The 22,956-nt window shown below is 61.6% G+C and carries 23 protein-coding genes, 1 tRNA gene and 1 pseudogene; 7 read left to right on the top strand and 18 right to left on the bottom strand.

Annotated elements, in window-relative coordinates; translation table 11 throughout:
* Positions 1–75: 75 nt before the first annotated feature.
* Complete coding sequence (araC, locus tag AB6N07_RS16655) at positions 76–1,032, bottom strand: arabinose operon transcriptional regulator AraC (RefSeq protein ID WP_370674189.1); 957 nt, start codon at positions 1,030–1,032, stop codon at positions 76–78.
* Between the two features lie 559 nt (positions 1,033–1,591).
* Here araC and araD point away from each other — a divergent pair.
* From araD to AB6N07_RS16635, 4 genes are all read left to right on the top strand, one after another.
* A complete protein-coding gene (araD, locus tag AB6N07_RS16650; RefSeq protein WP_370674188.1) occupies positions 1,592–2,293 on the top strand; it encodes an L-ribulose-5-phosphate 4-epimerase AraD in 702 nt (233 codons plus the stop codon).
* 63 nt (positions 2,294–2,356) lie between these two features.
* Positions 2,357–3,763: an L-fucose/L-arabinose isomerase family protein gene (locus AB6N07_RS16645; RefSeq protein WP_370674187.1), complete on the top strand. Its 1,407-nt coding sequence runs from the start codon at positions 2,357–2,359 to the stop codon at positions 3,761–3,763.
* A gap of 193 nt (positions 3,764–3,956) precedes the next feature.
* Positions 3,957–4,943 carry an aldo/keto reductase gene (locus AB6N07_RS16640; protein ID WP_370674186.1) on the top strand — a complete coding sequence of 329 codons (987 nt, stop codon included), beginning with the start codon at positions 3,957–3,959 and terminating at the stop codon, positions 4,941–4,943.
* A 179-nt stretch (positions 4,944–5,122) separates the two neighbouring features.
* Positions 5,123–5,216, top strand: a tRNA-Ser gene (locus AB6N07_RS16635).
* Positions 5,217–5,340: 124 nt separating this feature from the next.
* Here AB6N07_RS16635 and AB6N07_RS16630 read toward each other — a convergent pair.
* A complete protein-coding gene (locus AB6N07_RS16630; RefSeq protein ID WP_370674185.1) occupies positions 5,341–5,979 on the bottom strand; it encodes a TetR family transcriptional regulator in 639 nt (212 codons plus the stop codon).
* Between the two features lie 99 nt (positions 5,980–6,078).
* Between AB6N07_RS16630 and AB6N07_RS16625 the strand changes: the two genes are divergently transcribed.
* Together AB6N07_RS16625 and AB6N07_RS16620 are read left to right on the top strand one after the other, a co-directional pair.
* Complete coding sequence (locus AB6N07_RS16625) at positions 6,079–6,891, top strand: NmrA family NAD(P)-binding protein (protein ID WP_370674184.1); 813 nt, start codon at positions 6,079–6,081, stop codon at positions 6,889–6,891.
* Positions 6,892–6,894: 3 nt separating this feature from the next.
* On the top strand, positions 6,895–7,371 hold the full coding sequence (locus AB6N07_RS16620; RefSeq protein WP_370674183.1) for a DUF1772 domain-containing protein: 477 nt from the start codon (positions 6,895–6,897) through the stop codon (positions 7,369–7,371).
* 166 nt (positions 7,372–7,537) lie between these two features.
* Here AB6N07_RS16620 and AB6N07_RS16615 read toward each other — a convergent pair whose 3' ends face one another.
* The 14 genes and pseudogenes from AB6N07_RS16615 to phnG all read right to left on the bottom strand — a co-directional run bounded on the left by AB6N07_RS16615 (position 7,538) and on the right by phnG (position 19,618).
* Positions 7,538–8,224, bottom strand: a complete 687-nt coding sequence (locus AB6N07_RS16615; RefSeq protein ID WP_370674182.1) for a DUF1045 domain-containing protein — start codon at positions 8,222–8,224, stop codon at positions 7,538–7,540.
* Positions 8,225–8,234: 10 nt separating this feature from the next.
* Positions 8,235–8,816, bottom strand: a complete 582-nt coding sequence (phnN, locus tag AB6N07_RS16610) for a phosphonate metabolism protein/1,5-bisphosphokinase (PRPP-forming) PhnN (RefSeq protein WP_370674181.1) — start codon at positions 8,814–8,816, stop codon at positions 8,235–8,237.
* A complete protein-coding gene (locus AB6N07_RS16605) occupies positions 8,816–9,961 on the bottom strand; it encodes an alpha-D-ribose 1-methylphosphonate 5-triphosphate diphosphatase (protein ID WP_370674180.1) in 1,146 nt (381 codons plus the stop codon). Before AB6N07_RS16605 ends, phnN begins: the two co-directional genes overlap by 1 nt.
* A gap of 17 nt (positions 9,962–9,978) precedes the next feature.
* Positions 9,979–11,469: a phosphonate ABC transporter, permease protein PhnE gene (gene phnE / locus AB6N07_RS16600; protein WP_370674179.1), complete on the bottom strand. Its 1,491-nt coding sequence runs from the start codon at positions 11,467–11,469 to the stop codon at positions 9,979–9,981.
* A 12-nt stretch (positions 11,470–11,481) separates the two neighbouring features.
* Positions 11,482–12,429 carry a phosphonate ABC transporter, permease protein PhnE gene (gene phnE, locus AB6N07_RS16595; RefSeq protein ID WP_370674178.1) on the bottom strand — a complete coding sequence of 316 codons (948 nt, stop codon included), beginning with the start codon at positions 12,427–12,429 and terminating at the stop codon, positions 11,482–11,484.
* Between the two features lie 66 nt (positions 12,430–12,495).
* Positions 12,496–13,401: a phosphonate ABC transporter substrate-binding protein gene (gene phnD / locus AB6N07_RS16590; RefSeq protein ID WP_370674177.1), complete on the bottom strand. Its 906-nt coding sequence runs from the start codon at positions 13,399–13,401 to the stop codon at positions 12,496–12,498.
* Positions 13,402–13,546: 145 nt separating this feature from the next.
* Positions 13,547–14,383: a phosphonate ABC transporter ATP-binding protein gene (gene phnC, locus AB6N07_RS16585; RefSeq protein ID WP_370674176.1), complete on the bottom strand. Its 837-nt coding sequence runs from the start codon at positions 14,381–14,383 to the stop codon at positions 13,547–13,549.
* Positions 14,384–14,475: 92 nt separating this feature from the next.
* Positions 14,476–15,090 carry a DapH/DapD/GlmU-related protein gene (locus AB6N07_RS16580; RefSeq protein ID WP_370674175.1) on the bottom strand — a complete coding sequence of 205 codons (615 nt, stop codon included), beginning with the start codon at positions 15,088–15,090 and terminating at the stop codon, positions 14,476–14,478.
* Positions 15,087–15,790, bottom strand: a pseudogene (gene phnL / locus AB6N07_RS16575) (phosphonate C-P lyase system protein PhnL). Before phnL ends, AB6N07_RS16580 begins: the two are co-directional and overlap by 4 nt.
* A 12-nt stretch (positions 15,791–15,802) precedes the next feature.
* On the bottom strand, positions 15,803–16,579 hold the full coding sequence (gene phnK, locus AB6N07_RS16570; RefSeq protein WP_370674174.1) for a phosphonate C-P lyase system protein PhnK: 777 nt from the start codon (positions 16,577–16,579) through the stop codon (positions 15,803–15,805).
* A complete protein-coding gene (locus AB6N07_RS16565) occupies positions 16,576–17,424 on the bottom strand; it encodes an alpha-D-ribose 1-methylphosphonate 5-phosphate C-P-lyase PhnJ (RefSeq protein WP_370674173.1) in 849 nt (282 codons plus the stop codon). Before AB6N07_RS16565 ends, phnK begins: the two co-directional genes overlap by 4 nt.
* On the bottom strand, positions 17,421–18,539 hold the full coding sequence (locus AB6N07_RS16560; RefSeq protein ID WP_370674172.1) for a carbon-phosphorus lyase complex subunit PhnI: 1,119 nt from the start codon (positions 18,537–18,539) through the stop codon (positions 17,421–17,423). The genes AB6N07_RS16565 and AB6N07_RS16560 overlap by 4 nt, the downstream gene beginning before the upstream one ends.
* 3 nt (positions 18,540–18,542) lie before the next feature.
* On the bottom strand, positions 18,543–19,151 hold the full coding sequence (phnH, locus tag AB6N07_RS16555) for a phosphonate C-P lyase system protein PhnH (protein WP_370674171.1): 609 nt from the start codon (positions 19,149–19,151) through the stop codon (positions 18,543–18,545).
* Positions 19,151–19,618 (bottom strand): phosphonate C-P lyase system protein PhnG, encoded by a 468-nt coding sequence (phnG, locus tag AB6N07_RS16550; RefSeq protein WP_370674170.1) that lies wholly within the window; start codon positions 19,616–19,618, stop codon positions 19,151–19,153. The genes phnH and phnG overlap by 1 nt, the downstream gene beginning before the upstream one ends.
* A 128-nt stretch (positions 19,619–19,746) precedes the next feature.
* Here phnG and phnF point away from each other — a divergent pair, with 128 nt between their 5' ends.
* On the top strand, positions 19,747–20,484 hold the full coding sequence (gene phnF, locus AB6N07_RS16545; protein ID WP_370674169.1) for a phosphonate metabolism transcriptional regulator PhnF: 738 nt from the start codon (positions 19,747–19,749) through the stop codon (positions 20,482–20,484).
* Between the two features lie 18 nt (positions 20,485–20,502).
* Here phnF and pdxY read toward each other — a convergent pair whose 3' ends face one another.
* On the bottom strand, positions 20,503–21,351 hold the full coding sequence (gene pdxY / locus AB6N07_RS16540; RefSeq protein WP_370674168.1) for a pyridoxal kinase PdxY: 849 nt from the start codon (positions 21,349–21,351) through the stop codon (positions 20,503–20,505).
* Between the two features lie 141 nt (positions 21,352–21,492).
* Positions 21,493–22,680 carry an ROK family protein gene (locus tag AB6N07_RS16535; protein WP_370678264.1) on the bottom strand — a complete coding sequence of 396 codons (1,188 nt, stop codon included), beginning with the start codon at positions 22,678–22,680 and terminating at the stop codon, positions 21,493–21,495.
* Between the last annotated feature and the right edge of the window lie 276 nt (positions 22,681–22,956).

Genomic DNA, 22,956 nt, shown 5'->3' with positions numbered 1-22,956 from the left:
GCCTTTGCGTATAACAGCGGATTTCCGCCCCCCTCAAGGAGAGCAGAGCCAGTCTCGGAACGGATAGATTCTTACTTAAAGCAGCCCCTGCGTACGTCCATGTTCGGCTCGAAAGGCCTTTGGACTGCACCCGGTATAACGGCGGAAGACGCGACTGAAATAGAGCGGGTCCTCATAGCCGACCTGGGCGGCAATCTGCTTCACCGGGCTTGGCGTCACCAAGAGCAGATGACAGGCGAACTGGATCACCTGCTCCTCACGCCACTTCAGGATCGATCGGCCAAGCGTCTGGGTGAACAGGTGCGCAAGACGCGACGGTGAAAGGCACACTGCCTGGGCGATTTCGGCCACGGAAAGTGGGCGATGCAAGTTATCGGTGACGAACTTGCAGGCCATCAGCAGCCGCTGGTCGAAGTGCCCCGGCGGCGCTGTCGCCCGGTCATTCTTCGCACAGAGCAGGATGACTCTTTCAAGGAGATTCATGGCGAGCTCCATGGAAAGCAGATCGGTGTTGGCCGACCAGCTCGCCACTTCGCCGAACAGCGTTTCCAGCGTTGCCACCAGCGACTTGTCCTCGACCCGCTGCACAAAGAACGCTCCGTGCACGCCGCGCCAGGATAACCAGCCGCTCCAGAAAGCGCGCGGCTGGAAATAGATCCAGCGGTGCCACCACTCCGACGCCCCTGGCGCGCGTCCATAGTCATGGATGGCCCCCGGAGGAAAAAGCACAAGATCACCCGGCTCGACCGTAAAGCGGTTCTCGCCATCGAAAACTTCGCCGCTCCCCTTGACGGTCAGGTTGATAATCCAGCCGCGCATGCCATCCGGGCGTTCGATACGGAAGTCCAGCGGGCCTCCGCGTTCGATCGGCGTAATACCGGCGACAAGGCGCGTATCGAAATGGAAGCCGGGAAAGAGCGGGGCGACAAACGGGTCAGCCGTCGTCTCACCTTCCGTTTGCAAGAGAGACAAACGGCGAATGACGCTTTCGACTTGGGCCGGAGCGGAAAGGGGGGTGGCAGTATCGTCCATGTAAAAAGCTGGATTAGCCCTTTGGGAAGCGGATGGGGCGCACTATAATCCTCACAATCAAAATGAGCAATAACAGCGGCTTGGATTCAATTGCCGACACGGAGGAAGAGGCTGGCCATTTCGCGTCATAAGCGAAATTCGTCCGCATCGCAGCTAGAGCTTAGGCAAAACCGCACTGCTTGGTCTTGATGCGCCAACGGGCGTGTTTTCCGACTTCGTGTGGCGGATCTAGGTTCGATGGAAAACAAAAAAGGCGATCCGAAAGGCATAGCAGCTGAACGGATACGTCAACCAAGACAGAGTTCCCCTGGGAGGGGCAGATGGCAAATGGCGACCGGCCTATGATCGGTCTTGATTTCAGGCCCGACAGCGCCCGAGAGGCGTTCTCGCCGAATATCGGCCGAACCCCAAAGCCGCTGCGATCTCCCGGAAAATGTCTGAGCATCGCCTAAAGCGCGGCGCTTATGTCGAGACCGACGCCCGTCGTTGGGTTATTTAGCCTGCTGGCCGCTTCAATACGCGCGGCCAAAAGACAGACTCATGCTGAAGGCAGCCATCAATGAAACTCAAGGAACTCCGCGAACAGGTCTGCGAGGCCAACCTAGAGCTCGACCGCCGCAAGATCGTCGTCCACACCTGGGGTAACGTCTCGGGTATCGATCGCGAAAAGGGCTACATCGTCATCAAGCCGTCGGGCGTCTCCTATGACAAGCTAACGCCGGACAAGCTGGTGGTGGTGAACCTTGCCGATGGCAAGGTGCTCGAGGGCGATCTCAATCCCTCCACCGACACCAAGACGCATCTGGTTCTCTATCGCGCCTTCCCGACCATCGGCGGCGTCACCCATACGCACTCTGCCTATGCCGTTGCCTGGGCGCAAGCGCGCAAGGAAATCCCCTGCTTCGGCACCACGCATGCCGACTACTGCCACGGCCCCGTGCCGATGACGGCTCCCCTCACCGCCGAGGAAGTTGCTTCGGACTACGAAGCCAACACCGGCGAAGCCATCGTTCGGCGTCTCGGCAATGAGAATCCGCTCGCCAAGCCGATGGTGCTGGTGGCCGGACATGGTCCCTTCACCTGGGGCAAAAATGCCGCTGATTCAGTTCTCAACGCCGTGTTTCTCGAGGAGATCGCCCGCATCGCCACAACAACCGTGATGCTGGCTCCCAATGCGGCTCCCGTCGAGGAATACGTTTCTGAATACCACTATCAGCGCAAGCACGGCCCTGGGGCGTGGTACGGCCAGAAAAAAGCCTGATCCCCTCTCGGATATCGGGCAGCGGACTACGGCAAGGACAACAATTTTCTAGGAGGCAAGGAAATGTCGCTCAAGGACATCACGCGGAAGCCGAAGATCGGTTTCCTCGGCATCATGCAGGAACTCTACGACAACACGCTGCCCGGTATCACCAAGCGCCAGGAGGGCTTTGCCCGCGAGGTTTCGGCCCGCCTGACCGGTGTCGCCGAGGTGTTGTTCCCGAAGGCCGCCCGCTGCCGTGAAGACATCGAGCAAGTGCTGAAGATCTTCGCTGCCGAAGAAGTCGACGGCATCATGATCGTCAACCTGACCTACGGCCCGGGCCTCCGCCTCGTCAACGCCTTCCGCGACGTGTCGACGCCGCTGTTCCTGGCCAACATCCAGCCGGAACCGCGCGTCACCAAGGCGTGGGACATGGCCGACCTCACCTATAACCAGGGTGTCCACGGCGCCCAGGATACCGCGAATTCGCTGATCCACGTCGGCAAGCAGTTCTCGGTCTGGTCGGGCGACTGGAAGGATGGCGAGTTCGTTAAAGCCTTCGAAGTGTTCGCCTCGGCCGCCCACGCCGTCGCCGTCATGAAGCAGACCAAGGTCGCCGTCTTCGGTCGCATGCCCGGCATGGGCGACATCCTGACCGACCCGCACACCTTCATGCGCGTCATCGGCCCGCAGGTCGATCACATCGGCATGGGCCCCGTGGCCGCCGAGATGGACAAGGTCAACACCCAGGAGATCCAGGCCGTCATCGCCTACTGCAAAGCCAACTTCGACATGGACCCGAAGCTGACCCAGCCGCAGCTCGAGGAAGCCGCCAAGATCCAGGTCGCCCTTACCAAGGTGCTCGAAGCCGGCGAATACGACGCTTTCTCGCTTTACTTCAACGAGATTGGCTTGGACGGTCGTTTCAAGCAGACGCATATGATGGCCGCCTCCAATCTGATGGCCGACGGCTATGGTTACGCCGCCGAGGGCGACACCAACTGCGCCTCGCTGATGGTCGCTGCCCGCGCGCTGCAGGCTGATCCCCAGTTCACCGAAATGTATGCCATGGACTTCGAGCTCGACGCGGCTCTGCAGAGCCACATGGGCGAAGGTAACTGGAAGATCGCCCGCAAGGACAAGAAGCCGCGCCTGATCGACCGTCCGCTCGGCATCGGTGGCCTCGATAATCCGCCGACCGTCCTGTTCCAGGGCGAGCCCGGCCCGGCCACGCTGGTCAGCCTCGTCTCGCTCGGTGCCGACAAGTACCGCCTTGTCGTGTCGCAGGGCGATATCCTCGACACGGAGGAGTTGCCCACCGTCGAGATGCCTTACTTCTTCTTCAAGCCGGCCACCGGCGTGAGGGAATGCCTCAATGGCTGGCTGAAGAACGGCGGCACGCACCATCAAGTCCTGCATCTCGGCGATACCCGCGCCAAGTGGAAGGCCTATTGCGATCTCGTCGGCATCCAGTACGTCGAGGTCTGATACCCGCTCCTCCCAAGCAAGCGGAACTGGGCCGGCGAAAGCCGGCCCTTTTGTTTGAGTCTCCCAGACCGAACGGTGATCTCCGCCAGCGATATCGCCCATCGCCAGAATCCATTTGCGCCGACGCGCCTGAACGGCATTAATCTCGTCTCGAAATCAAAGCCGAAAGGCCAATTATTCTGGGAGAAAAGTCATGCTGTATCGCAAATTCGGCCGTCTGCCGGTCGAGGTCTCGGATATCGGCTTCGGCGCCTGGCAAATCGGCGGCGCTTGGGGGGAAGTAACCGAGGCTGACGGCAGAGCCGCCCTTGAGGCGGCGCTCGAAGCGGGCGTCACCTTCATCGACACTGCCGATGTCTACGGCGATGGCCGATCCGAGCGAATCATTGCCTCGGTACTGAAGGAGTGGACAGGCAAACGGCCCTATGTCGCCACAAAGGCTGGCCGCCGCCTCAACCCACACGTTGCCGCCGGCTATACCCCGGAAAACATCGAAGCCTTCATCGACCGCAGCCTCGCCAATCTCGGCGTCGAAACGCTGGATCTCGTTCAGCTCCACTGCCCGCCGACAGAAGTACTGTACACCCCTGCCCTGTTCGTGGGGCTCGAGGCGATCAAGGCCAAGGGCAAGATCCGCAATTACGGCGTTTCGGTCGAAAAGGTCGAAGAGGCGTTGAAGGCGATCGAGTATCCGGGCGTTGTTTCCATCCAGATCATTTACAACATTTTCCGTCAGCGGCCGGATCGGTTGTTCTTCGAGGAAGCTAGGAAGCGTGGCGTCGCCGTGATCGTGCGAGTGCCGCTTGCTTCAGGTCTGCTCTCGGGCAAGATCACGGCGGAAACGAAATTCGCCGCCGATGACCATCGCCTGTTCAACCGTCATGGCGAAGCCTTCGATGTCGGCGAGACCTTCGGCGGCGTGCCTTTCGAGGTTGGCCTGCAGGCGGTCGAGGAGATTCGCCAACTGGTACCCGTTGGCCAGAGCATGGCCGCCTTTGCGCTGCGCTGGATTCTGATGGCCGACGCCGTCAGCGTCGTGATCCCCGGCGCCCGTAACGCGGAACAAGCGCGCGGCAATGCCGCTGCCTCCGATCTTCCAGCCATCCCGGCAGACGTGATGGCCGCGACGCGCGAAATCTACGCCAGGCTGGTTGCCCCGCACGTCCACCAGCGCTGGTGAGCGGCGGCGGAAATATCCTTTCTTGCGGCGGAAACCCTTGCGATTTCCGCCGCTTGTTTCTTGTCCCCAAGCGGGCTGCGGCCGCTCATGGGAAGCAGGACATATCGCGTGGGGCATCTACAGGATCGACGTCGCTGGGGCTTGACCCAGTGCCTCAGAATCTCTAGACAACTCGCAACGGAGCTGTGGCCGAGAGGCTGAAGGCACTGGTTTGCTAAACCGGCGTACGAGCTTAAACTTGTACCGAGGGTTCGAATCCCTCCGGCTCCGCCACTACCCTTGTTAACCTATGGGCTTGCAGCTGACAGGCGGCATTGCCTTACTCTCGTAGAGCGTGCCTCCCGGACCTTCGCGATTTCTGGTGTTATGCGGATGCCGCTGCGAACGTCAGACAGGCTCACGTTATCGCCTGCAGGTCTCGCAAAGCGATGCGAACATAGGCCTCGACCAGACCATCGCCCTCGCTTCGTTCCACCCCGATAGCCAGCCGCATCGTTGCGGTGCCAAGGTGCATGAGCAAGGTGGCCGTGGTGAGAAGCTCGGTGGAATCCGCATTCGGGTGAAGGCGTTGCAGCACACGCGCAAGAACAGCGCCGTTCTCACGGCTGTCGGCAAGGTCGATATCCAGAAGCGCCTTATCTGCCTGTGTACCTGACCAGATATCGCGCATGACGGGTTCGGCGAGGAACAACCCGTAATACATGTCGATCAAGCTGCGAAAGGCGCGAGCAAGACTATCGGTATCCTTTACCTCTTCTAGGGCTTCTCGGATGCAAGCGCGGCCTTCCAAGTTGTACCGCTCGGCCAAAGTACGAACGATGGCCCCTTTGTCCGGAAAATACTGATAGAGCGAGCCAATCGAGACACCCGCCTGTTCGGCCAGTTCTCCCATCTTCATCGCATCACTACCGTCGCGCGCAATTAGTGTCTTGGCCGCTGCCAGAATACGCTCCATGCGTTCACGACTACGCACCTGCTGCGGTGTGCGACGCGCAACGGTCTGCGAGGTCGCTTCCTTGTGATGACTATCAGTCATATATGATAAACCCTCATATTTAGGCTTGACCGGAATAATATGAGGATTTATCACATTACGCAACGTGAGAATCATTCACATTAAGGGAGGCGCACGGTCATGCAAAAGCCTATTCTACTGGTGGGAGGCAAAGGCAAAACTGGGGTCCGGGTCGGCAAACGCCTGACCGAACGTGGACTGCCGGTGAGGTTCGCCTCGCGTTCGACCGGATTTGATTGGAGGGATCGCGACACTTGGGCCAACGCCATCGAAGGCGCCGCCTCCATCTACATCACATATTATCCCGATCTGGCCGCGAAGGGCGCAGCTGACACTGTAGGGGCGTTCGTAGCCTTGGCGGTATCGCTTGGCGTCAGACGTCTCGTTCTGCTTTCCGGGCGCGGCGAACCAGAGGCCGAAGAGAGTGAGCGGCGGCTCATCGCATCTGGCGCCGACTGGACAATCGTACGAGCCAGTTGGTTCAACCAGAATTTTGACGAGGGCCAACTCGCGCCAATGATACTGGGCGGAGAAGTTGCTTTGCCAGTCAGCGTGGTCCGAGAGCCTTTTATCGACGCCGACGATATCGCCGACGTTGTCGCGGCGGCTCTCGGCGACCCTCGCCACATTGGCAAGCTCTACGAGGTGACGGGGCCTCGTCTTCTCACCTTTTCGGAAGTGGTGGGAATCATCAGCAAGGCGGCCCATCGCGAGATAAGATTCAGAACTGTTACTGCAGAGGCCTTTATCAAGGCGCTGAATGACGGAGGAGTCCCCGGCGATGTTGCGGACCTTTTGGAAGAACTCTTCACAATTGTGCTCGATGGTCGCAACTCATCGCTGAGTGACGGAGTCGAGCGCGCCTTGGGGCGGCCGCCACGCGACTTTGTCGACTATGCCGAATCCGCAGCGACCCGAGGAGCTTGGAGCTAACCCATGAACAGTTGGCTTAATCTGTTGTTGTTCACTGCGGCACTCGGCGCGGCGATCATGGGGGGAATCTTCTTCGCCTTCTCGAATTTCGTCATGCCGGCTGTTGCGCAACAGCCAGCAACGTCCGGCATCGCGACAATTCAGACCATCAACGTGACTGTGCAGAATCCCGTCTTTCTCGCGATATTCCTAGGTACTGCGCTCATCAGCATTGTTTTGGTTATCGCGGTCTTGGGGATCGGACATCCGCGCCCGTTTCTCATGATCGTCGGGGCGATATTCTATATCATTGGAACGTTTGGGGTAACGGTCGCCCTTAATGTTCCCATGAACGAGGTTCTGGCTTCGTTGCCGCCGGAGAGTCCAGAGGCACACTTAATTTGGGCGGATTTTCTGAGCGATTGGACGTTCTGGAATTCCATCCGTGCCGCTGCCGCCGTGATCGCCGCAACCTGCCTTGTCGGTGGTGTGCTCGTTTAGCAATCGAGGTCCGGACTGGTTTGCCGTAGCGATCCTCACGACTGACGATTCGGCCGGCCTTCCACCAAATCGTACGTTCAATTTTGGCAGATAGAGACTAGGGAGGTCGCAAGATTGCCCAACCTGATCGATCCCTCTCTGTCGAGCCTATAATGAATGATGGCGTCTACGTGCCGCCAAACTCGGCGCGGGATAAGGCTACAAAGTCGGCCTGTGGGACTTCTTCCATGAAGATAGTCAGCGCATCGAGCATGACCGGCTGCAGCAGGCTATCGGCAAACAGTGCCGAAAGATGATCGCCCACCGCGGTTCGCAGCTCTTCCGGCACCGGACCGGTCAGTGACATATGAAAGCGGAACCGCTCGAAGACGTAAGGATAGCCCCACGCCTTGAGATTCTCGACCTCGACGGCATTGAGGTTCGACCCGTTTCGGCGGGCAAATTCCTCAGCTCCCATCGGAGCACGGAATCGGTCGAACTCGGCCACCACCGCGTCGGCAAGCGTCCGTAGCGCGACCGGAGGCTCCTCGGGAACCAGGGCAAAAAAGCTGCCGATGCGCGCCACCTTGAGGAGTCCAATATCGAGCGGCGGCTGCTTGCTGGCAAAATCGCTGGCGGCGGACTGCAGATCCCATGAGTGGAATTCCGGCCTGAGGCGCATCGGTGGCTTCAACGTGGCATGGAAGCCGTAGCGGCGAGGATCGGTGACCAACGGCTCCCAGGCCGGCGGCAGCGTCCGTGCCGGCACCCGGCCGCCGAAGGCATCGCGACCGAGCCACCGCAACGCAATACGCGTCAGCGGATGGTCAATCGGCGGGGCATAGTAAAGGGCGTAGCGGGCACGATGCGGCATGATGGTCCCTTCAGGCCTGACGATCGGCGATCGCCTCGACCAGTCTGGCAAAGCGCCGACCGGCCTCGGTGAGATCGCCGCTATTGTCGACGGTATAAATCGCCAACTCGGCTGGCAACGATGGTTCTGGCCGGTCTAGGCGGGCTCTGATCTCCGCCTCCGTTTCGCGGCCACGCGCTACGAGCCGGGCAACCAGGCAATCGTGGTCGGCGGTAACAAGGATCACTGCGAGCGACGGATAGACGTCAGCGAAATCGCCAAGGGATGAGCGACTCCCGTTCGCCACCAGACAACAACCGGCCTGCACTTCCCCGATGGTCGAAGCCGGAATACCGTAGCCATGACCATGCGCACGCCAGAAAACGGCAAAGCCGCCGGCGGCCGCCGCGGCCTCGAACTCGTCGTGGCTAACGGGTTGGTGCGCTTCGCCGCCAGCGTCGCCGGCTCTCGTCACCATTCGCCGCACAAAGGCGATATCCGATCGTCCGGCCAGGCGATCGGCCGCCTGAGCCATCAGGCTGTCCTTACCGGCGCCTGATGGACCGACGACAACGATCATGCAGCCGCTCGGCGGTGTTTCGAGACCGTTCATTACGCTACCCGCCGCCCCTCGCGCCAGACGGCCCGAACCACTGGCATGCCTTCCCGACGGTGTACATGGACCAAGTCGGCACGGAGGCCCGTGGCGATACGACCACGATCTACAAGGCCGACGCTCCGGGCCGGTGTGGCAGTGACCATGGCAATGGCGCGCGCGAGATCGATCCCCGCGGCCCGGTCGGCCAGGATGAACGGAGCGTGGATCAAACTGATCGGCACGTAGTCGGAGGAGAGCACGTCGAGCACGCCCGCGGCGGCGAGGTCGCCGGCCGCGATATTGCCGGAATGCGACCGGCCGCGCACGATGTTTGGCGCGCCCATGAGGACGGCGATACCGGCGGCGTGCGAGGCGCGGGCTGCGTCGAGTGTCGTCGGAAACTCGGCGATTCGGACGCCATGGCCAGCCGATTCCGCGACATGGTCGATCGTTGCGTCGTCGTGGCTGGCCAGCGCGATGCCACGTGCCTGGCAATCGGCGGCAACAACCTGCCGGTTGGGGGCGGAATGGCGGGCCGAAGCCTCCTGCCGGCGAGCAACGAAGGCGGCGAAGGCCTCGTCGGAGAGGCCGCGCTTGGTCTTATAGTAGAGCGTGTATTGGTCCATGGTTTGGAACTGCCGCTGCCCAGGCGCATGGTCCATCACCGAGGCGAGATGCACCAGCGGATCGTCGCGGAAAGCCTCGTAGTCGGCGAGCATATCGGGGGCCGACACTTCGCAGCGCAAGTGGATGAGATGGTCGGCACGGAAGCGCCCCTGGTCGCGCCCCTCATGCAACGCATCGGCGAGTGCCCGCATCTCACCCGGCGCAAAGCCACCGTCCTCGTCGGAGCCCATGCGCAGGCAATCGAACACCGTGGTGATGCCAGCCGTCGCCACCTGACCGTCGTGCGCCTGAATGGCGGCAATGGTGTCCCAGCGCACGCCGGGCCTCGGCGCGTAATGCACCTCCAGATGATCGGTGTGCAGTTCGACAAGGCCGGGAATGAGGTAGTCGCCGCCGAGATCGATACCGTTCCGCGCCGAACCTTCCGTCACCTCCGCGATGCGACCATCGCGGACGATCACGCCGCCGGTGACGACCCGATCCTCCAGCACGAGGCTGGCATTGCAAATTTCCAAATCGCAAGCGTCGATCATATCAGGTCTTCTTCTCGTCAGGGCTGCACGCGGCCGGTCAGCCGGCTGCGCAGCGCATTGGAAATGGTGTCGAAGATGAAAACGGTGCCGATGATCAGGATCACCATGTAGAAAATGTTCGGCCAGTTTGTGTGGGTGCGCATCGACTCCCACAGTTTGAGGCCGATGCCGCCGGCGCCCATGGCGCCGATGATGGTGGCCGAACGGGTATTGGATTCCCAGAAATACAGCGTCTGGCTGACAAAGACGGGCAGTACCTGCGGCAGTACGCCGAAGCGCTGCACCGCGATTGGCGGGGCACCCACTGAAGTCAGCCCGTCGCGCGGCTTGCCGTCGATGTTCTCCAGCGCCTCCGAGAACAGCTTACCGAGCGAGCCGGTGTCGGTAAAGAAGATGGCCGCCATGCCGGAGATCGGGCCGGGGCCAAAGGCGCGGGTGAAGAACAGCGCCCAGATCAGCATGTCGACCGAACGCTGGAAGTCGAAGAAGCGCTTGGCCGTCTGGTTGGCCAACCAGTTGGGCGTAATGTTACGGGCAGCGACGAAACTGAGAGGGAACGCCACGATCGCCGCGAACAGCGTGCCAATGAACGCCATGACGACGGTTTCGAGCAGCTTGGTCCAGACATCGAGATGCTGCCAGGACGGATTGTAGAGGAAATCGTTGACCGCGAGAGCGAGGTTACTGCGGGTGGGATCGAGGCGTTGCCCGGCGGTGATCAGGTGCATCACCTCCCCGGCCGATTTGCCGAAGAAGGCTGAATTGGTGTCGAAGATGAAGTTGACCCAGCCGGGGAAGCGCCGGTGTACGACCACCGAACCACTGTCGATCTGCGCCCAGCCGGACAAGCCGAAGGCAACGATGATGCGGTCGCCGGCCCGCTTCTGCTCCGCCCAAGCCGGCAGCGGCCCGGTCGCCCTCACAGCGTCGCCGGTACCGAGCGGCACCACCAGCGTCTCACCGTTTCTTTCGACCACAATGTGGTTTGGGGTGACAACGAGACGGGCATTGGCCGAGAAGTGTATCTCGGCGCGCTTTACCACCTCTTCAATGCGATTAGTTGGTTCCGTGGTGGGAGTAGCGGGCGCGGTGCCCGGTGCCATGAAACTGCCCCCGGCCATGAAGCCGCCTGTCGTTGCGCCGGCCGGTTTGGGCGCGGCTATACGGCGCTCCATCATGGTGCGATCGACGGTCATCCAGTCCGGTTTCGGATTGGGGCCGATCGGATCGAAACGCGGAAAGGTCACGGCCATGGCGCCGTCTCGATCGATGGAGATGGTGGGGCGATATTCGTAGGTCACCCATTGCACGAGATAGGAGCCCGCAATCTGCCAGTTGGTATTCGCGAGCACTTGGCCGATGCCGAACACCCACCAGCAGAACACAAGATAGATCACGGTGGCGGCCGCCAGCGCCGGCACCCGCCATACCGTCCAGAAGCGCGGACGTACGGCTTGAGGGTAGCGAGAGGCGATGGCGGCGTATTGATCGGCGGTGAGGGCAAGCATCGCAGGGCCTCCTCAGGTAGCTGGCAGGAAGGCATCGCGGCCGACCATGCTTCGGCGCAGCCAGGCAGAGAACTGGTCGACGGCGACGATGGTACCAAACAGCAGGATGACGATGGCTATGGTCTTGGCGCCATGGTTCTGGCTGATCGAAAGGCGCAGAAGCTCGCCGATGCCCCCGCCACCGACAGCCCCGATGATGGTGGATATCCGCACGTTGATCTCGAGACGCAGAAGGAAATAGCTGGCGAAGTTGGGAAGCACCTGTGGCAGCATGGCGAAACGCACGCGCTCGATCCATGTGCCTCCCACAGCTCTGAGGCCTTCATCGGGCTTCATGTCGGCGTTTTCCACCACCTCGAAGAATAGCTTGCCGAGCGCGCCGATGCTGTGGATCGATACCGCCGCGATGGCCGGTATTGGCCCCACGGTGAGAAAAGACAGGAAGAAGCCGGCGACCACGACATCGGGAAAGGCGCGCAGGATTTCCATGAATCGGCGGACCGGCCAACGAGCCCATCGGCTCGGCATCATGTTACTGGCTGCGAAAAACGACAGTACGCCGCCGATGAGCGTGCCTATTATAGTCGACAGCAGCGCGATATTGAGCGTGATTGCCATCTGGTCGATGTATTCGGGAATGTAGAGAGCTGATGTGAGATAGGTGCGGCCCTCGGGATAGTTGTACTTGAGACTGCCATCGTCGTACGGCGATGGCAGGTCGAACATGGCGCGCCCCACCTCGAGCCAGTCACGCGGCACCAAGTCGCCCGTGAAATCCAAAAAATGCGGCAGCCGGTCGAAAAATTTGCCAGCGTTGGCCTCGTTGGCGAACCACAGCGACAGCGCAACCGTGACGATCAGACCGCCGATGCCGAGGACGGTGTAAAGGCGCCGCACCTGTGCCTGGGCCTGCCAGTGGCGTTCGATAAGGGCGGCACGGTCGGAGAGTCTTGTCGGCATGGCTGACCCGGCTTAGGAGGGGACCGGCCGGAGGATTCCGGCCGGTCCGGTTCGAGCGAGGGGAGATCAGCCGCCGATCGCCGCCTTGCGGGCGGCGACGATGGTCTTGTAGAAATCGGGCGTCACATCGGTGAAGCTCTTGAAATCGCCGCCCTCAATGGCCGAGAAGCAGGCCGCGTCGCTCTTCGGCAGGTCCTTCATGAAAGCGACGAACTTGGTCTTGACCTCATCCGGCAGCGCATTGCGAACGACGATCGGACCGTTGGGGATGAGCGGCGACTTCCACAGCTCAACGATGTCGTCCATGTTGAGCATGCCCTTCTCGACCATCTTGCGCAGATTGCCGGAGGTGTAGCCGTCCTTGAATTCGCCGACGCCCGAGCCAAAGGTGGTGCCGGCATCGAAGGTGCCCTTCAGCACTTCGAGGACGAGGTTCTCGTGGCCGCCGCCGAAGCCGGTCGAAGCGAAGTAGTCCTTGATGGGGGCGCCGATGGCATCGGGCAAGGTCACAGTCGGCACCAGGTAACCCGAGGTGGAATCCGGATCGGCAAAGCCGAGCTTCTTGCCCTTGAGGTCCTTGAGCGTCTTGATGCCGCTGTCCTTGCGGGCCACCATGATCGAGTAGTAGCCGGTCGAACCGTCGGTCTGGACCGTGGTCAGCACCGGCGTGACGACATCCGGGTTGGCCAGAGCGATCTTGGCATAGCCTGAGGCACCAAGCTCAGCTTCGTCGAGCGTGCCACCGAGCAGGCCCTGGATGACGCCGTCATAGTCGGCGGCCGGGAACAGCGACACCTTATCGACGCCGAGCACGGCCGGCAGCTTGTCCTGCAGGCATTTGAAATTACGCAGGCGGTCGGCTTCATTCTCGCCGCCCAGAATGCCGATGCGGAAATCCTTGATCTCCTCGGCGGCAGCGGCGCCGGCGAGCGCGACGAGGGCGGTTGCGGCAAACAGAATCTTCTTCAACATCCGTCTCACTCCTGGTTCCGCCGGCTCCGCCGGTCGGATGGTCATGCTGCGCCAATGGCGCGGGCAAGCGAGCGCGCGGGATCGCCCTCTGAAACCGGCGGTCGGTCTCGCGCGTTCGAAATCTGGTCGTTGAGGCTGGCCGGCCTTACATGGCGGCGGCGGCTTGCATGACGAGGCCGGAAATGGCTTCGGGCGCTGGCACCCACTGGGGGGTGAGCGAAGTCGATGTCATGCGTTCGTCGAAATCATCCTCGGCACCGTAGATGCGGCGGACCGCTTCGGCTGTCAGTTCAGCTGGCGGGCCATCGAACACCACCCTCCCCTCGGCCATGCCGACGATGCGCTGGCAGTAGGCACGCGCCGTATCGAGGGTGTGAAGATTGGTAATGACGGTGATGCCGTCGCGGCGGTTGATGTCGGCCAGAGCGTCCATCACCACCTTGGCATTCATCGGGTCAAGTGAAGCGATCGGTTCGTCGGCCAGGATAACGCGGGGTTCCTGCATGAGGGCACGGGCGATGGCGACACGTTGCTGTTGGCCGCCACTGAGCGTGCCCGCGGCTTGCAGCACAGTCTGCTCGATGCCTAGCCTCTCCAATGCCGCGATGGCCATGATGCGTTCGTCGCGGCTGAAAAGATTCATCACCGACAGAGCTGTCGAACGGTGATTGAGGCGGCCCAGCAGCACATTGGTCAGTACGTCGAGGCGCGGCACCAAATTGAATTGCTGGAAGATCATGGCGCAGTCGCGCCGCCAGCGACGCAACGCCTCACCCTTCAGCGAGGCGATCTCCACATCGCCATAGCGGATAGAACCGGAGGTAGGATCGGCGAGCCGATTGATCATTCGCAGTAGCGTTGATTTGCCGGCACCGGAGCGACCGATGATGCCGACCATCTGTCCCTCAGGGATCGAAAAACTGACGTCATCGACGGCGACCTTGGTGCCGAAGTGGCGCGACAAGTTGCGAATTTCGAACATTGGTCTAGACGCCCTGCCAGATTATATTTTGTGTGAGCTTGAATTTACGCCGGCTGGATGTCACTTTCGTGTACAAGCGGAAAGTAAACCGGCTAATGACCGTACTTATTCAAGAAAGACTCAACGTCAAGTTCGCGAAAATCTTCGAGCGCCTCTCGAAGTTGCCCATGCTCCCAATCCCACCAGGCAAGCGTCTCCAACCGATCGGCGATATCTTCGGAAAAACGTCGTTTAAGGGGCCGTGCCGGCACACCCGCCACGATGGTGTAGGCGGGCACGCTTCGGCTCACCACAGCGCCAGCGCCGACGACGGCGCCGTTGCCGATGGAGACGCCCGGCAAGATAGTGGCGCCATGACCGATCCAGACGTCGTGGCCGATGCGAACGCGATTGTCGCGCCGCTGGGCGAAGAAGTCCTGTTCGTGGTTGGCGTCGTCCCAGTAATCACCGGCCCGGTAGGTGAAGTGATGGAGGCTCGCCCGATCCATCGGATGACGGGTGGCGTTGATGCGAACGGCAGCCGCGATATTGGCGAATTTGCCGATCGTGGCGCACCAGACCATACCGTCGCGTTCGATGTAGGAGTAGTCGCCAAGCTCAAGTTCGCTGATGCGGCAGCCTTCGGCGATTTCGGTATAGCGGCCGAGCTGGCTCGCCTCGACACTGGCTGCGGAGTGGATCAGAGGGGTTTCCGAGAGGCGTGTCATTGTCCGGTTCTCCGCTCCGAGTAGCGAGACACATCGACGACGCGGCTTGCCACGCGGTCGCGCACGTCCTCGTCATGGAAAATGCCGACTAGTGCCGTGCCGGCCGCTTTTTTTCCTCGATCATATCGACGACGACGGCACGGTTGGCAGCGTCCAGCGAGGCGGTCGGTTCGTCGAGAAGCAGAATAGGATGATCGGAAATGAAACCGCGGGCGATGTTGACGCGCTGCTGCTCGCCACCCGAGAAGGTGGCCGGTGGCAGGCTCCAGAGCTCACGCGGCAGATTGAGCCGAGCGAGCGCCACTTCGGCACGTTCCAGCGCCTCGGTCCGGTCGGCGCCTCGGGCGATCAGCGGATCGGCCACAACTTCCAGCGCCGGCACGCGCGGAATGGCACGCAGGAACTGGCTGACGTAACCGAGGGTGAGGCGGCGGACGTCGAGAACTTCGCGCGGCAGAGCTTTCGCAAGGTCGACCGGATGGCCGGCGTGAGCGACGAGGATCTCGCCGGCGTCGACGCCGTAGTTGCCATAGAGCATCTTGAGGATGGAACTCTTGCCGACACCCGACGGGCCGCCGAGCACCAGGCACTCGCCGGAGCCCACCTCGAAGGAGACATTGGAAAACACTGGCAGACGGAGACCGCCGCGCAGATGCATGACGAATGTCTTGGCGATGTCGCGCACACGAAGCGGCAGCATGGCGTTCTCCGGTCAGGCTTGCGGAATGGAGGAGACGAGGAGTTGCGTGTAGGGCTGGCGCGGATCGTCGAGCACGCGATCGGTCAACCCCTCCTCGATGACGCGACCGTCCTTCATCACCATGATCCGGTGGCTGAGCAGACGGGCGACGGCGAGGTCGTGGGTCACGATGATCACCGAGAGGCCGAGATCGCGGACGAGACCACGCATCAGGTCGAGGAGGCGCGCCTGCACCGAAACATCGAGGCCACCGGTCGGCTCGTCCATGAACACGAGGCGTGGAGCGGTGACGAGATTACGAGCGATCTGCAGGCGCTGACGCATGCCGCCGGAAAAGGCACGAGGGCCGTCATCAATGCGATCAGCGGCAATCTCGACACGCGAAAGCCAGTCGAGCGCCGTGCCGCGAATGCGGCCGTAGTGCCGGTCGCCGATGGCCATCAGTCGCTCGCCGACGTTGGCGCCGGCCGAAACACCCATACGAAGACCTTCGGACGGGTTCTGATGCACAAATCCCCAGTCGGTGCGCATCAGGAAGCGGCGCTCGGCCTCCGGCATGCTTGTCAGATCGCGCAGGCTGCCATCGCGCATGGCGTAAACCACCGAGCCGCTGTCGGCCTCAAGCCGTGTCGACAAGCAATTGAGCAGGGTCGTCTTGCCCGAGCCACTCTCGCCGACCACTGCCAACACTTCGCCGGGCCAGAGATCGAACGAGATGTCCACGCAGCCAAGGCGGGCACCATAATGCTTGGCAAGATCGCGCACTTCGAGAATGGGAGCTTCGGTCATGATTGGGCTCCGATCTCGGTGCGGCGGCTCTCGCAGTTGTCGGTATCCGAACAGACGAACATGCGGCCGCCGCGATCATCGAGCACCACCTCGTCGAGATAGACGTTGCGGGCACCGCACAGGGCGCAGGGCTCGCTGAAGGTTTGCACTTCGAAGGGGTGATCCTCGAAGTCTAGGCTCTTCACTTCAGTATAGGGCGGCACGGCGTAGATGCGTTTCTCGCGGCCAGCACCGAACAGCTGCAGCGCCGGGCTCATCGTCATCTTCGGATTGTCGAATTTCGGTATGGGCGAAGGGTCCATCACATAGCGTCCGGCTACTTTCACCGGATAGGCGTAGGCCGTGGCGATCCGGCCGTGATGGGCGATGTCCTCGTAGAGCTTGACGTGCATCAGGCCATAGTCCTCAAGGCCGTGCATCACTCGCGTCTCGGTCTCGCGCGGCTCGAGGAAGCGCAAGGGCTCGGGGATCGGCACTTGATAAACGAGGATCTGGCCTTCCTTGAGTGGATGTTCCGGAATGCGATGGCGCGTCTGAATGACGGTCGCCTCAGCGGTATGCGTCGTGGTGGTAACGCCCGCCACCTTGCGGAAGAAGGCTCGGATCGAAACCGCGTTGGTGGTGTCGTCGGCGCCCTGGTCGATTACCTTAAGCACGTCGTCCGGTCCGATGACGGCGGCGGTGACCTGCACGCCACCCGTACCCCAGCCATAGGGCATCGGCATCTCACGAGCGGCGAACGGCACCTGATAGCCGGGAACGGCGATCGCCTTCAGGATGGCGCGGCGGATCATCCGTTTGGTCTGCTCGTCGAGATAGGCGAAGTTATAGGTGACGGCGTTCATTGGGCGGCCTCCCCGATCGGTTCGTCACCCTCGTCAGCCTCGACCAAATTGCCACGTTCCTGCCAGGCAGTACGCAACCGGCGGACAAGGCCCAGTTCAGCCTGGAAGTCGACGTAGTGCGGCAGCTTCAGGTGCTCCACGAAGCCAGTCGCTTCGACGTTGTCGCAATGGGAGAGGACGAATTCCTCGTCCTGGGCGGGGGCGGTTATCTCCTCGCCATATTCGGCGGCCCTGAGCGCCCGGTCGCAAAGCGACATGGCCATGGCCTTGCGCTCGCTCTGGCCGAACACCAGCCCGTAGCCGCGTGTGAATTGCGGCGGCCGTTCGGCCGATCCTTTGAACTGATTGACCATCTGGCACTCGGTGACGCGCACCTCGCCGATCGCCACAGCAAACCCCAGTTCGGGAATGTCGATCTCCACGGTCGCTATGCCGATCCGGATCTCGCCAACAAAGGGATGGCTTCGCCCGTAGCCGCGCTGGGTGGAATAGGCGAGCGCCAGCAGGAACCCTTCATCGCCACGAGCGAGCGACTGCAGCCGTTCGGCGCGTGACAAGGGAAACTCCTGCGGGGTGCGGGTGATATCGCCGGGCTCGGTGCCTTCGTCGATCTCCGTTTCGATCAGGCTCTCACCATCAAGAATGTCGGAGACGCGAGCCAGGTCTCCGATGCCGCCATCGCGACAAGCCGGCTCCGCAATGTCGGGATCGCCCGACAGTGTGGGATCGAGCAGACGATGGGTATAGTCGAAGGTGGGGCCGAGAAGCTGGCCACCCGGCAGATCCTTGTAAGTGGCGGAAATACGCCGCTCGACCCGCATTGCGTGGCTATCGAGTGGCCGGCTCATCCCGAAGCGCGGCAGCGTTGTCCGATAGGCGCGCAGTATGAAGATCGCCTCGATCATGTCGCCGCGCGCCTGCCGGATGGCCAGTGCTGCGAGACCCGGATCGTAGAGCGAGGCCTCGGCCATCACCCGGTCGACGGCAAGCGACAGCTGTTCGGTGATCTGCGCCTCGGTGATAGCCGGCAGGTTCCGGTCACCGCGACGGCGGTCGGCGAGGAGGCGGTGGGCATTGTCGATGGCGGCCTCGCCACCTTTGACGGCGACATACATGGCTCAGCCTTCCGAAGGGATGAAATGAGTGGAGCGTGGCAGGGCGACGAGATCACGACCAGCCGTCAGCACCACGTCGAGGCCACGCGGAAAGAGCGCTCGGTTGGCGGCGCGAAAGGCGGCAAAGCCTTCGGGCAATCCCTCGATGGCGATGTCATAATGGCCGTCGATGCCGGGACCCGTGAGGCCGAAGCGCTCGCCCTCGCCAAGGCATCCCACCTCAACGACGAGTGTCGCTGAGCGGTCGGGGTAATCCTGGGTCCCGAGAGGCAAGTCCTCCGGCGTGATGCCGTTCAGTCCAATGAACGCGAACGCCGCTTGGTCGGGATTTGCCGTCAGGGAGGCTCCGGTATGAAAGGCGAACCAAGCGCCGAGCGCTGGCGATGCATCACTGCACCAGACCGGCGTGTCGGCGTCGCAAAGTGTGAGCGCCAGCGCCGTCTGGGCTGGGCCGGCGAGACCTGGAGCCGTTACGTCGGCCTTAATGCGATGGCAGCTGCCTGGCCGGGCCATGGCGTCCATCACGAGGCGAAAGGTCGCCTGCGCTTCGAACACCGGTTGACCGAATCCACCGTCCAGAGAGGCTTCAAGTGAAGGAATGTCGTGGGGCATTAGTCTTCTCCCCGCACCAGCGTGAAGAAATCGACGCGCGTTGACGCCGTCTCGGCTTCCTGTTGCTCATGCTCGTCGGCGAGACGCGTTTCAATGACCGCGCAAAGCTGGTCCACCACCAAACGCCCCTTCTCCGTGCCAGCAAGGGCGTCGAAGACGGCAGCGCGGCGGGCGCGATTCCGGTCGCTGCCGAGCAACTGGCCAAAACCCACATGACCAGATGCCAGCCGTACCGTCGACCGGCTCACCGTCGCCTCGCCAAGGTTGAAGCGGGCGCCATCGCCACCGATACGGCCGGTCAACATGACGAGCCCGGTCTCCGGACCGCGCAGATCGGTCACTTCTGGCGGAACGGTGAGCTTCGTCCAGGCAGCCTCAAGTTCGGCGGCATTGGCGCGAGCCAGAAGCCCCATGCGGCGCCGGCGGCGTTCCATCTCAGGATCATCAACAACAGCAGCGGCATCCATCGGCTCGCTCCGGTAACACCCGCTTGCCGCTTTGGCAGGGCAGGCTTGCATCTTGCATATTTGTCTATTAATCTAGACAACTACACAATAACGAGAGTCTTAACGGAACTCCGTGACAGCGAGGTGACATGGCCCAGCCAAAGCCGGTCGAGCGACATTCGGGCGTCTCCCTCTGGCGGCAAATTGCCGATCGCATCCGCGTATCGATTGCCGACGGTGAATTCCGGGAAACTGGCCGATTACCGCCAGCCTTCGATCTCGCCGAGCGCTTCGGGGTCAACCGGCACACCGTACGGGCCGCCCTCGCCTTTCTGGCGGAAGAAGGGCTCGTCGAGAGCATTCAGGGACACGGCACCATCATTACAGGTGGTCGCCAGCTGACGTTGCCGATCTCGAAACGAACCCGTTTCTCAGCTGGTGTCGGCGATCAGGCATCTTCGGTGACGACCCGCCTGCTACGCTCAGGCGAGCTTCAGGCTTCGGCCGAGGTGGCTGCTCAATTGCAGATCGCTCCAGAGCAATCGGTTATTGAAGTGGAGGAATCCGGCTACGTCGATGGCCGACCCGTCTCCTGTTCGCACCACTTCTTTCCGGCCGATCGCTTTCCCGACATCGCTCGCCATATTGCCGCCACTGGCTCGATCACCCGAGCTTTCGCCGCCTGTGACCTGCCAGACTATCTCCGGCTGAGCACAGAAGTGTCGGCCCGCCACGCCGATGCCCGCGAGCGCGAACTGATGCACTTGTCGCCCGGCGCCATTGTGCTGGAGACGCGGGCCGTCAATACCGATCTGGATGGTCGGCCGGTGCAATGCTCGCGGACGCGCTTCTCCGCCGACCGGATCAGCCTCAGGGTAACCGCCTGACCGCTGAGGTCATGTCGATCAAATTTGAACGGCCGAAATGATGGTCGATGGCCGGACGATCTCGTCTTGGGCGGCGATCAGCACGATTTCCCGGCTACCGACCTCGACGGTTCGCTTCAGGAGGCCGAACACTGAAGAGACTGAGCGCGACAATGCCTCAGGCACCGAGCGCGTGGTCAGCCAATGCACGTAGAACAGCGCCGCGATGGCATCGCCGGCGCCGTTGATCGATAGAGGCAGCCGCCGAGAGCGGGCAAGCCACAGGTTGTCGCCATCGGAGGCGACGATATCGAGCGTGTCATCCGGCGTACCATCGACGATCAGCGATGTGACGAGCACGACCTTGGGGCCAAGCGCATGCAGATCGGCGATCGATGCCCTGACTTCATCCATCGACGTCGAAGGCCGCCCAACCAAATAGTCCATCTCGAAATGATTGGGTGTGACGAGATCGGCCGCTGGTACCGCCTGGTCGCGGAAGAATTCCGGCACACCGGGACGCACGAAAATGCCCCGTCCAACATCGCCGATCACCGGGTCGCACGCATACGCCGCTGCCGGATTGGCATCTCGCACTCGCTTCACGGCCTTGAGGATAGAGTCCCCGATGGCCGGCGCTCCGACATAGCCGGACAGAACGCCATCGCAACTCCCCAGTACTCCCCGCTCGTAAATGCCTTCGACGCAGTCGTCGATCAACGAACTGTCGAACACCTGTCCTTTCCAGGATCCGTAGCCGGTATGGTTGGAGAACTGGACGGTATGGATGGGCCAAACTTCATGGCCGAGACGCTGCATGGCAAAAGCGGCTGACGCGTTACCAACATGACCGTAGGCGACATGAGACTGAATGGACAGAATGTTCATGGATGGCATTTCGAGATGGGTATGAGACTGCGCTGGATAGGCCATAGGGCTTAACAGCTCACAATAAAGATCATCTCACTGTCGAGCACCCGGCAACTTTGTGCAAGCCGCCCCATCGCCTTCCAGTCTGGAAAGCGTAAGTCATTTCAGGCGGCTGCTGTGGCGAAGGACAAGTCCAGCCGCGCCGAGGCAGTTGTCGTTATCGAGAAACTTCCCTGCCCTGAAAACCGGATAATGCGCTTCGTCGACGTCATCGCGCTTGACGAAGGAGTGCTTCTCGTAGCTGGCGCGTAGCGGCGCGAGCAGCAATTCGCCGGCACCGGCCAGAATACCGGAAACAATGAACAGTGGCGGGTTGATCATCGCGCCGACCATGCTGAGGCCACGGCCGGCCGCCTCGCCGGCATCGGCGAGGAGACGGCGGAAGCCCGTCTCGCCCTGAACGGCACGTGCTACAATCTCATCGACAGGTATGGAGCGGCCGAGCCAATCGGCAGCCATCTTTGCGACGAAGCCGGCTCCGCAATAAAGTTCGAGGCAGCCGCGATTACCGCATCGACACAGTGGCCCGTGCGGATCGACGACGATATGGCCCATCTCGCCGGCCGACCCGGAGGCGCCGACAAGCGCTCGGCCATCGACCACGACGGCGCCACTGACGGCCTGGTTGAGTTTCAGCAGAACGAAGTCGCTGCAGCCACTGGCTGCGCCCCACATCATCTCAGCCAGCGCGGCGCAATTGCTTTCGCTGTCGGCGAAAATGGGTTTTTGCAACGCCGGCTCAAAAGCTTCGCGGAAGTCGGTACCCTGCCATCCCGGCAAAGCCGAGGACCGCATGACGCGTCCGTCGGGCGCCAGCGGTGCCGAGACTGCAAAGCCGATACCGATCAGGCTGCCGTATGCGAGGCTGTGTTCCTTGTAGAGCGTGTCCACAGCGTGCTTGACGACGCGCGCAGCCTTGGTGGGCGAATACTCCCGCTCGACCGGCATCGCCAGATCGGCGACCACGTTATGCGCCACGTCGGCAACAATCACCCGGATCTCATCGACATCCAGGAGGGCCCCGACGCAGGTGCCCGCCTCCGGATTGAGCGAATGAGCGATGGCCGGCCGGCCGGGGCCTGGGTTCCGCGCCTCCATCTCGACCACCAGATTCGATCGCTTGAGGTCCGCGAGAATGGTGGAAACGGTCGATCGGGCGAGGCCGGTATTGCGCGCAATCTGCGACGTGCTCACCGCTCCATGGCCACTCAGTGCTCTCACGACCTTTACGACCGGCGAGTCCAACTCGCGGCCATAAAGCAGGCCCTCGAGTTCGCTAGTGATCATGTTGGCCAATTTCGTCTCCGACGAACTTAATAGATACTACCCGTCGACGCTTTAACGTCCCCTGCGACAAAACGGTAGTGTCGCGCCTTTCCGCCGTCAATGACATAATAGGGGCAGCTAGAGCCCAAGGAATCCAATCTCTCGGCAGAAATCGGCTAAATTCAATCGTTTATGCTAGATTTTCGACGTAACTAGTCGCCTTAACGTCGGGTAATTACGTCGAAAATGACATAATGATCCTTGACAGAGGGTAAAGGCGGCCATACTCCATGCTCA

This window comes from Pleomorphomonas sp. PLEO, from assembly GCF_041320595.1.
Lineage (GTDB): Bacteria > Pseudomonadota > Alphaproteobacteria > Rhizobiales > Pleomorphomonadaceae > Pleomorphomonas.
Note: the sequence above shows the minus strand (reverse complement) of the source record. Positions and strands in the feature narration are given on the sequence as shown.

Coding starts and splice junctions, on each gene's coding strand:
- araC (WP_370674189.1), bottom strand. CDS start 1,032: ATGGACGATACTGCCACCCCCCTTTCCGCTCCGGCCCAAGTCGAAAGC.
- araD (WP_370674188.1), top strand. CDS start 1,592: ATGAAACTCAAGGAACTCCGCGAACAGGTCTGCGAGGCCAACCTAGAG.
- AB6N07_RS16645 (WP_370674187.1), top strand. CDS start 2,357: ATGTCGCTCAAGGACATCACGCGGAAGCCGAAGATCGGTTTCCTCGGC.
- AB6N07_RS16640 (WP_370674186.1), top strand. CDS start 3,957: ATGCTGTATCGCAAATTCGGCCGTCTGCCGGTCGAGGTCTCGGATATC.
- AB6N07_RS16630 (WP_370674185.1), bottom strand. CDS start 5,979: ATGACTGATAGTCATCACAAGGAAGCGACCTCGCAGACCGTTGCGCGT.
- AB6N07_RS16625 (WP_370674184.1), top strand. CDS start 6,079: ATGCAAAAGCCTATTCTACTGGTGGGAGGCAAAGGCAAAACTGGGGTC.
- AB6N07_RS16620 (WP_370674183.1), top strand. CDS start 6,895: ATGAACAGTTGGCTTAATCTGTTGTTGTTCACTGCGGCACTCGGCGCG.
- AB6N07_RS16615 (WP_370674182.1), bottom strand. CDS start 8,224: ATGCCGCATCGTGCCCGCTACGCCCTTTACTATGCCCCGCCGATTGAC.
- phnN (WP_370674181.1), bottom strand. CDS start 8,816: ATGAACGGTCTCGAAACACCGCCGAGCGGCTGCATGATCGTTGTCGTC.
- AB6N07_RS16605 (WP_370674180.1), bottom strand. CDS start 9,961: ATGATCGACGCTTGCGATTTGGAAATTTGCAATGCCAGCCTCGTGCTG.
- phnE (WP_370674179.1), bottom strand. CDS start 11,469: ATGCTTGCCCTCACCGCCGATCAATACGCCGCCATCGCCTCTCGCTAC.
- phnE (WP_370674178.1), bottom strand. CDS start 12,429: ATGCCGACAAGACTCTCCGACCGTGCCGCCCTTATCGAACGCCACTGG.
- phnD (WP_370674177.1), bottom strand. CDS start 13,401: ATGTTGAAGAAGATTCTGTTTGCCGCAACCGCCCTCGTCGCGCTCGCC.
- phnC (WP_370674176.1), bottom strand. CDS start 14,383: ATGTTCGAAATTCGCAACTTGTCGCGCCACTTCGGCACCAAGGTCGCC.
- AB6N07_RS16580 (WP_370674175.1), bottom strand. CDS start 15,090: ATGACACGCCTCTCGGAAACCCCTCTGATCCACTCCGCAGCCAGTGTC.
- phnK (WP_370674174.1), bottom strand. CDS start 16,579: ATGACCGAAGCTCCCATTCTCGAAGTGCGCGATCTTGCCAAGCATTAT.
- AB6N07_RS16565 (WP_370674173.1), bottom strand. CDS start 17,424: ATGAACGCCGTCACCTATAACTTCGCCTATCTCGACGAGCAGACCAAA.
- AB6N07_RS16560 (WP_370674172.1), bottom strand. CDS start 18,539: ATGTATGTCGCCGTCAAAGGTGGCGAGGCCGCCATCGACAATGCCCAC.
- phnH (WP_370674171.1), bottom strand. CDS start 19,151: ATGCCCCACGACATTCCTTCACTTGAAGCCTCTCTGGACGGTGGATTC.
- phnG (WP_370674170.1), bottom strand. CDS start 19,618: ATGGATGCCGCTGCTGTTGTTGATGATCCTGAGATGGAACGCCGCCGG.
- phnF (WP_370674169.1), top strand. CDS start 19,747: ATGGCCCAGCCAAAGCCGGTCGAGCGACATTCGGGCGTCTCCCTCTGG.
- pdxY (WP_370674168.1), bottom strand. CDS start 21,351: ATGAACATTCTGTCCATTCAGTCTCATGTCGCCTACGGTCATGTTGGT.
- AB6N07_RS16535 (WP_370678264.1), bottom strand. CDS start 22,680: ATGATCACTAGCGAACTCGAGGGCCTGCTTTATGGCCGCGAGTTGGAC.